General features: G+C 70.7%; 6 protein-coding genes and 2 pseudogenes. 5 read left to right on the forward strand and 3 right to left on the reverse strand.

The window, feature by feature from the left end; all coding sequences use genetic code 11:
• Positions 1-241 (forward strand): hypothetical protein (locus AC2W7A_RS06800; protein WP_485990693.1); only part of this gene is annotated, 241 nt, incomplete at its 5' end.
• Positions 242-321: 80 nt separating this feature from the next.
• On the opposite strand, the gene AC2W7A_RS06805 is transcribed toward AC2W7A_RS06800, so the two are convergent.
• Entirely contained in the window at positions 322-999 is a 678-nt protein-coding gene (locus tag AC2W7A_RS06805; protein WP_067191720.1) for a Crp/Fnr family transcriptional regulator, read from the reverse strand.
• A 245-nt stretch (positions 1,000-1,244) separates the two neighbouring features.
• Between AC2W7A_RS06805 and AC2W7A_RS06810 the strand changes: the two genes are divergently transcribed.
• The 3 genes from AC2W7A_RS06810 to AC2W7A_RS06820 all read left to right on the forward strand — a co-directional run bounded on the left by AC2W7A_RS06810 (position 1,245) and on the right by AC2W7A_RS06820 (position 4,374).
• Entirely contained in the window at positions 1,245-2,450 is a 1,206-nt protein-coding gene (locus tag AC2W7A_RS06810) for a MarP family serine protease (RefSeq protein ID WP_485990694.1), read from the forward strand.
• A gap of 165 nt (positions 2,451-2,615) precedes the next feature.
• Positions 2,616-4,205 carry a sodium-dependent transporter gene (locus tag AC2W7A_RS06815; protein WP_485990695.1) on the forward strand — a complete coding sequence of 530 codons (1,590 nt, stop codon included), beginning with the start codon at positions 2,616-2,618 and terminating at the stop codon, positions 4,203-4,205.
• Position 4,206: 1 nt separating this feature from the next.
• Positions 4,207-4,374 (forward strand): methionine/alanine import family NSS transporter small subunit, encoded by a 168-nt coding sequence (locus tag AC2W7A_RS06820; RefSeq protein ID WP_485990696.1) that lies wholly within the window; start codon positions 4,207-4,209, stop codon positions 4,372-4,374.
• Positions 4,375-4,525: 151 nt separating this feature from the next.
• On the opposite strand, the pseudogene acs reads toward AC2W7A_RS06820, so the two are convergent.
• Positions 4,526-6,465: pseudogene (acs, locus tag AC2W7A_RS06825) on the reverse strand (acetate--CoA ligase).
• A 183-nt stretch (positions 6,466-6,648) separates the two neighbouring features.
• Between acs and nth the strand changes: the two are divergent.
• Complete coding sequence (nth, locus tag AC2W7A_RS06830; protein WP_485990697.1) at positions 6,649-7,473, forward strand: endonuclease III; 825 nt, start codon at positions 6,649-6,651, stop codon at positions 7,471-7,473.
• On the opposite strand, the pseudogene AC2W7A_RS06835 reads toward nth, so the two are convergent.
• Positions 7,464-7,791, reverse strand: a pseudogene (locus AC2W7A_RS06835) (NAD(P)-binding domain-containing protein); the annotation flags it as partial. The gene nth and the pseudogene AC2W7A_RS06835 sit on opposite strands and share 10 nt — an antisense overlap.

A 7,791-nucleotide genomic window follows, 5' to 3' on the forward strand; every position in this document is an offset into this window, starting at 1 on the left:
CGGCCCGCTCGCGCTGCCGGGCCCGCCGGGGTGGCTCGGGGAGTCCGGGGTGGTGGAGGCCTGCGAGGTCACCGCACCGCCGACGCTGATGCTGGCCCGCCGCCTCGCGGACGCCGGCTCGGCCGTCGCCTTCCTGCTGGGCTTCGCGGACGGGGCGTCCGACCGTCCCATCCAGACCTGGCGCATGGCGCCGGCCGGCGACGACGGCGATCGCCTCTGGCTGCGCCCCACCACGGACTGAGGTCCACCCTCCGACACCCGGCACGGAACGGCCGCCCACCCCGAGGGGGCGGGCGGCGTCGTCGTGCGTCAAGGAACGCGTCAGCGGGAGCGCTGGCGCAGGCGCTGCAGGTCCAGGACGACCACGGCGCGGTTCTCCAGGCGGATCCAGCCGCGGTGGACGAACTCGGCGAGCGCCTTGTTCACCGTCTCGCGGGAGGCGCCGACGAGCTGGGCCAGTTCCTCCTGCGTGAGGTCGTGGGCGACGAGCAGGCCGTCGGCGGCCGGGCGGCCGAAGCGGTCCGCCAGATCCAGCAGGGCCTTGGCCACGCGGCCCGGGACGTCCGAGAACACGAGGTCCGCGAGGGATTCGTTGGTCTTGGAGAGGCGCTGGGCCAGGGCCTGCAGCAGCTGCAGGGACACGTCTGGGGAGGAAGCGATCGCGCGGCGCAGGTTCTCGTGGCGCAGGCCGGCCAGGCGGGTGGCGGAGACCGCGGTGGCGGTCGCCGAACGCGGGGCCGGGTTGAACAGGGCCATCTCGCCGAAGATCTCTCCGGGGCCGAGCACGGCGACCAGGTTCTCGCGGCCGTCCGAGGCGGTGCGTCCGAGCTTGATCTTGCCGGACATGATCACGTACAGCTGATCGCCCTGGTCGCCCTCGTGGAACGCGGAGGCACCCCGCGAGAGCTCGACCTCGGTCAGTTCGGAGGTGAGGGTCGCGAACACCTCGTCGTCCAGGTGCGCGAACAGGGGTGCCTTGCGCAGAACCTCAAGATCCATCGTGCAGTGCGTCCTCTCAGTGATCACCCCCGTGAGACGGGGATGGACCGTGTGTTGTCGGGCTGGGCACCATTGTGCCGCATCACACACGATCCTGCCGTTACCCTGTCAGTTCGGGCAAGTGGCGCCCTGCGCCCTCGCCTCTGCCCCGCCTCGGGCCGTCGGTCCGAGGCATCCGTGGCAGGGTGGGACCAGCCCTGTCCGGCACCCTCGTCTCGGCCCCGCGCCGGAAAGGAAGCGACTGCATGCTCTTCGGCGTGACCTGGCTCGATCTGATCCTGGTCGTCCTCCTGGTCGTGGTCATGGTGAAGGGGTACCACCGCGGCCTCTGGGTGGTGCTCGGGACGATGGCCGGGACGGCGGCGGGTGCGGTCGGCGGCTTCTACCTGATCCCCTTCGTCTCCGGCTGGGTCTCCGAGCCGACGCTGCGCGTGGTCGTGCTGATCGTGGCCACGCTCCTGCTGATCTGGCTGGGGCAGAGCATCGGGGTCGCCGCCGGACGCAGGATCCGCCTGCAGGTGAGCCTGCCCGCCCTGCGCCGCGTGGACCGCGTCCTCGGCGCCGGTGCGGCGCTGGTGATCTCGGTGCTGATCCTCGGGCTGATCTCTCTGTCGCTGAGCTCGCTGGGCATGGCCCCGGTGACCAAGGAGATCAACAGCTCGGCCGTGCTCACCGGCACCGACCGCCTGATGCCCGAGGGCAGCCAGCGGTTCCTCGCGGAGTCCCGTGCCACGATCGCCGGGCTGGGGGTGATCCCCGAGATCGACACCCCCGTGAAGGAGGTCGCCGCCGAGCCGGAGGCCACCCCGAGCGCGACCCTGGAGGTCCCGGAGGAGGAACAGGCGCAGATCCAGGACTCGGTGGTGCGTCTCTCCGGCTTCGCCGAGCAGTGCGCGCAGACCCAGAACGGGACCGGCGTCGTCGTCGCCGAGGACCGGATCCTCACCAACGCCCACGTGGTGGCGGGCGTGGAGGAGCCGATCATCGAGACCCAGGACCGGCGGGTGCTCCCCGGTCGGGTGGTGCACTTCGACCCGGCCCGAGACCTCGCCGTGGTGGCCGTGGACGGCGCCGGCCTGCCTTCGGCGCGGCACGGCGCCGATCTGGAGGACGGCGCCGCCGCGGTGGCCCTCGGCTTCCCGGCCGGCGGCCCGTATGTGGCCACGCCGGCGGAGGTCCAGGCGCGCGGCGACCTGCTCATCAGCGACATCTACGGCCGCGAGGACGGGACCGTGGACATCTACCAGCTGAACGCGGACATCGAGCCGGGCAGCTCGGGCGGCCCGCTGGTGACGCAGGACGGCGTCGTGGCGGGACTGGTGTTCGCCCGTGCCCCGGGCTCCTCGACCATCGGCTACGCGATCGCCGGGGACGAGTTCGAGCAGCTCCTCGAGGACGCCGAGGGCATGGACGAGCCGGTCGGCGCGGGGGAGTGCATCCCGGGCGGCTGAGCGCGCTCGTCGGTCTCGCCGGTGGACGCCGCCCCGTCGCGTGGCCACGGTCACGCGGACATGACGGCCCGCAATGGTGATCCAGATCACGAGGATGTGCAATGCTGTCCTGCAATGAGGACGTCCCCGTCCTCATTCCTGCACACGCATCTTCGGAGGTAGTCCATGTCCACCGCACCTACTGCGGCCGGCACGGCGCCGAAGCGGTCACGCGAGGAGTTCGGCGGACGCTGGGCGTTCATCCTCGCCGCGATCGGCTCGGCGGTCGGCCTCGGCAACATCTGGCGTTTCCCCTACGTCGCCTATGAGAACGGCGGCGGCGCCTTCGTCGTCCCCTACCTGGTCGCCCTGCTCACCGCGGGCATCCCGGTGCTGTTCTTCGACTACGTGATCGGCCACCGCTTCCGCGGCGCGCCGCCGATGGCCTTCCGTCGCCTGGACAAGCGCGTCGAGTGGGTCGGCTGGTGGCAGGTCATGATCTGCGTGGTCATCGGCGTGTACTACGCGGCGATCATCGCCTGGGCGATCATGTACACCTGGTTCTCCACCAACCACGCGTGGGGTGAGGACGCCGAGAGCTTCTTCTTCACGAGCCACCTGCAGATGTCCGAGGCGCCGGAGCCGACCTTCGACATCGTCGCCGCCGTCTTCTGGCCGATGGTGATCGTCTGGATCATCATGCTGCTGGTCATGGGCCTGGGCGTCCGCAAGGGCGTGGCCCTGGTGTCCATGATCGGCATGCCGGTCCTGATCCTCATGTTCCTCACCCTGGTCGTCGTCTCGCTGACGCTGCCGGGCGCCGCGGACGGCCTGAACACCCTGTTCACCCCGAACTGGGCCGTGCTCGCCGATCCGGGCGTGTGGGTCGCCGCCTACGGGCAGATCTTCTTCTCGCTGTCCGTCGGCTTCGGCATCATGATCACCTACTCGTCCTACCTGAAGCGCCGCACCAACCTCACCGGCTCCGGCCTGGTGGTGGGCTTCTCCAACTCCGGCTTCGAGGTCCTCGCCGGCATCGGCGTGTTCTCCGCGCTCGGCTTCATGGCCCAGGCACAGGGCGTGCAGGTCACCGAGGTCGTCTCCTCGGGCATCGGCCTGGCCTTCGTGGCCTTCCCGACCCTGATCTCGCAGGCGCCGATGGGCGCCCTGATCGGCGTGCTGTTCTTCGGCTCGCTCGTGGTCGCCGGCTTCACCTCGCTGGTCTCGATCATGGAGGTCGTGGTGGCCGCCGTGAAGGACAAGCTGGGACTCGGCCGCTGGGCCGCGGTGTGCCTGGTGATCATCCCCTGCGCCCTGTTCTCCGTGTTCATGTTCGGCACCACCTCCGGCATCCACCTGCTGGACGTCATGGACGCCTACATCAACAACCTCGGCATCGTGGGCGCGGCACTCATCTCGATCCTCATGGTGGGCACCGTGCTCGGCGGTCTGTCCCTGGTGGTCGGCCACCTGAACGGCGTGTCCTCGTTCCGGCTGGGCGGCCTGTACAAGGTGATGATCGGCGTGGTGACCCCCATCGCGCTGGCCTACATCTGGCTGTCCGACTTCTCCACCAAGGTGGCGGAGAGCTATGGCGGCTACGACCACAGCTTCACCGGCGTCTGGGGACTCGGCATGGTCGCGGTGACCATCCTCGTGGCCGTGGTCCTCTCGCTGGTCCCGTGGTCCTCGAAGTCGGCGCTGCACGCCGAGGAGAACGAGAACGAGACCATCGAGACCGGTGCCATCCCCACCGTGTCCAGGAAGGAGGTCTGACATGGACCCCATCGCCATCGTCATGATGATCGTCATGCTCGGAGCCATCTGGGGCGGTCTGCTGCTGTCCCTGGTCCACCTCGTGAAGAACCCGGATGAGGTGTCCGGTGAGATGGGCGTGGAGCCGGAGGCCGGCGACCCGCGCTTCGTCCGCACCGCGGAGCACTGAGCCTGCTCCCGTCGCGGAGGGCCCCGTCTCCCCAGCCGGGGAGACGGGGGCCCTCGTCGTCGAATGCGGGCCCGGCACAACGGAAGGGCCCCGCGTCCCGGACGAGGATGCGGGCCCTTCGCGTCGGGGCCGGGGCGTCAGCCCGTCGTGGTCAGCCCTTCGTGCCCATGGCGCCGACGATCTTCTGCATGACCGTCGGGTCGGCCAGGGTGGTGGCGTCGCCCGGGTCGCGGCCCTCGGCCACGTCCTTGAGCAGGCGGCGCATGATCTTGCCGGAGCGGGTCTTCGGCAGCTCCGGGACCACGAGTACGCGCTTGGGCTTGGCGATCGGGCCGATGTCCTTGCCCACGTGCTGGCGGAGCTGCTCCTCCATCTCGGCCACGTCCGGGTCCTTCGCCGCGGCCTCCTCGGTGAGCAGCACGAACGCGAACACGGCCTCACCGGTGGTGTCGTCCGCGGCGCCGACCACGGCCGCCTCCGCCACGGCCTCGTGGGCCACGAGCGAGGACTCGATCTCCGTGGTGGACAGCCGGTGGCCGGAGACGTTCATGACGTCGTCCACGCGGCCGAGCAGCCAGATGTCCCCGTCCTCGTCGTACCGGGCGCCGTCGCCGGCGAAGTACATGCCGGGGAAACGGTTCCAGTAGGTCTCCTTGAAGCGCTCCGGGTCACCCCAGATGCCGCGCAGCATGGAGGGCCACGGCTCACGGGCCACGAGGAAGCCGCACCGGTGCCGTCCATCGGCTCTCCGGTCTCGTCCACCACGTGCAGCTCCACGCCGGGGACCGGCTGCTGGGCCGAGCCCGGCTTGAGCGTGGTCACGCCCGGCAGCGGGGTGAGCATGTGGGCGCCGGTCTCGGTCTGCCACCAGGTGTCCACGATCGGGCAGGTGCCGCCGCCGATGACCTCGTGGAACCAGCGCCAGGCCTCCGGGTTGATCGCCTCGCCCACGGTGCCGAGCACGCGCAGGCTGGACAGGTCGTACTCGTCCGGGATCTGGCGGCCCCACTTCATGCAGGTGCGGATGGCGGTGGGTGCGGTGTAGAAGATCGTCACGCCGTACTTCTGGACGATCTCCCACCAGCGGCCCTGGTGCGGGGTGTCCGGGGTGCCCTCGTAGATCACCTGGGTGGCGCCGTTCACGAGCGGGCCGTAGGTGACGTAGGAGTGCCCGGTGACCCAGCCGACGTCGGCCGTGCACCAGAAGACGTCCGTCTCCGGGTGCAGGTCGAAGGTGTCCCTGTGGGTGGCCGAGGCCTGCACGAGGTAGCCGCCGGTGGTGTGCAGGATGCCCTTGGGCTTCCCGGTGGTGCCGGAGGTGTAGAGGATGAACAGCGGGTGCTCAGCCTCGTGCCACACGATCTCGTGCTCGTCCGAGGCGGAGTCCACCACGTCGTGCCACCAGACGTCGCGGCCCTCGGTCATCTCGGTGTCCACCTCGTTGCGGCGCACCACCAGCACGTGGTCCACGGTGTGCCCGGGCTCGGCGAGGGCCTGGTCCACGGCGGGCTTCAGGGTGGAGGGCTTGCCGCGGCGGTAGGAGCCGTCGCAGGTCACCACGAGCTTCGCCTCGGCGTCGTCCACGCGGGAGCGCAGGGCGTCCGAGGAGAAGCCGCCGAACACCACGGAGTGCACGGCGCCGATGCGGGCGCAGGCCAGCATGGTGATGACGGCCTCCGGGATCATCGGCAGGTAGACGGCCACACGGTCGCCCTTGGCCACTCCGAGGGACTCGAAGGCGTTGGCGGCCTTGCGCACCTCGGCGGCGAGCTCGGCGTAGGTGTAGTCACGGGTGTCGCCCGGCTCGCCCTCGAAGTGGATGGCCACGCGGTCACCGTTGCCGGCCTCCACATGGCGGTCCAGGGCGTTGTAGGCGGCGTTGGTGGTGCCGTCGGCGAACCACTTGGCGAACGGCGCCTCGGAGAAGTCGAGGACCTCGGTGAAGTCCTTCTCCCAGTGTAGCTGCTCGCGGGCGCGGCGGGCCCAGTAGGCCAGGCGGTCCGCCTTGGCCTCCTCGTACAGCTCCGCGCCGGCCACGGCGTTCTCGGCGAACTCCTTGCTCGGCGGGTAGACGGTGGTCTCCTCGGACATGGTGCTCCTTTCGGGAGGGTGCCTCGCGCCCGCCGCCACGCGTGTGTGACGGGGGCCACATCAGTGCCTTCAGTCCAGCATGCCGCCGCGGCCGGGTCCGGGACAAGTCTGCTCCGCCGTGTGACGTGTGCCTAGAGTGGATCCCCGGCACCCCGCCCGCCGACGAACAGGAGCACCGCACCCGTGAGCCGCCCAGACCGAGGCGAGAGCGCCGCCGTCGTGACCCCCACGGGGGAGACCCCGCTGGGACTGAAGCGCCGCGTGCGCAAGGTGCACCGTGTCCTCGGGGAGACATACCCGTACGCGGTGGCGGAGCTGGACTTCACCACGCCGTTCGAGCTGCTGGTGGCCACCGTGCTGTCCGCGCAGACCACGGATGTGCGGGTCAACTCGATCACCCCGGCCCTGTTCGCCCGGTTCCCGGACGCCACGGCAATGGCCGCCGCGGACGAGGTCCAGCTGCAGGAGCTCGTGCGCCCCACCGGCTTCTATCGGAACAAGGCCGCCGCCGTGCTGAAGCTGTCCCACGATCTGGTCGAGCGGTTCGACGGTGAGGTGCCGGGCCGCCTCGAGGACCTCGTCACCCTGCCGGGGGTGGGCCGCAAGACCGCGTTCGTGGTGCTCGGCAACGCCTTCGGCAAGCCCGGCATCACGGTGGACACCCATTTCGGCCGCCTTGCCCGCCGCCTGGGCATGACGGAGCAGACCGACCCGGTGAAGGTGGAGCACGAGGTCGCGGCGCTGTTCGAGAAGCGGGACTGGACCTCGCTATCCAACCGTCTGGTCTTCCACGGCCGCCGCATCTGCCATGCGAAGAGGCCGGCCTGCGGGGCGTGCCCGGTGGCGCAGTGGTGCCCGTCGTACGGCGAGGGCGAGACCGACCCGGAGAAGGCGCGGCGGCTGCTCTCCTACGAGCTCAAGCCCGGCCGCGAGGAGCTGCACCGGCTCATGCTCGAGGGGAAGACCCGCCGCGAGCTGCGGGAGATGGGGTACGGCCTTCAGGCCTGAGCGCGCAGCCGCTCGGCGATGTCCGCCACCGTGGCGCGGGCGAACACGCCCACGCCCACCAGGGTGGCCGAGGCCGGCCCGCACCAGTCGCCGTAGCCGAGCAAATAGAGCCCGTCCACGTCGGCGCTCGCCGTGCGCAGCTCCTCGCGCATGCGCGGCCGGGGTGAGGGCAGCAGGGTGCGCAGGTGGCGCAGCTCCGGGCGGAAGCCGGTGCACCACACCACGGCGTCGAACGGCTGTTCGGTGCCGCGCACGGCCGCGCGGTGCGGGCCTGTGCGTCGGCGGGCCAGCCGTGCTCCCCGGCCGGCGTCCGCCTCC

Source organism: Micrococcus sp. LASM2_SD2 (assembly GCF_057364565.1).

Bases quoted from the DNA above. Each gene is read 5' to 3' on its own strand.
- AC2W7A_RS06805 (WP_067191720.1), bottom strand. From the start codon at position 999: ATGGATCTTGAGGTTCTGCGCAAGGCACCCCTGTTCGCGCACCTGGAC.
- AC2W7A_RS06810 (WP_485990694.1), top strand. From the start codon at position 1,245: ATGCTCTTCGGCGTGACCTGGCTCGATCTGATCCTGGTCGTCCTCCTG.
- AC2W7A_RS06815 (WP_485990695.1), top strand. From the start codon at position 2,616: ATGTCCACCGCACCTACTGCGGCCGGCACGGCGCCGAAGCGGTCACGC.
- AC2W7A_RS06820 (WP_485990696.1), top strand. From the start codon at position 4,207: ATGGACCCCATCGCCATCGTCATGATGATCGTCATGCTCGGAGCCATC.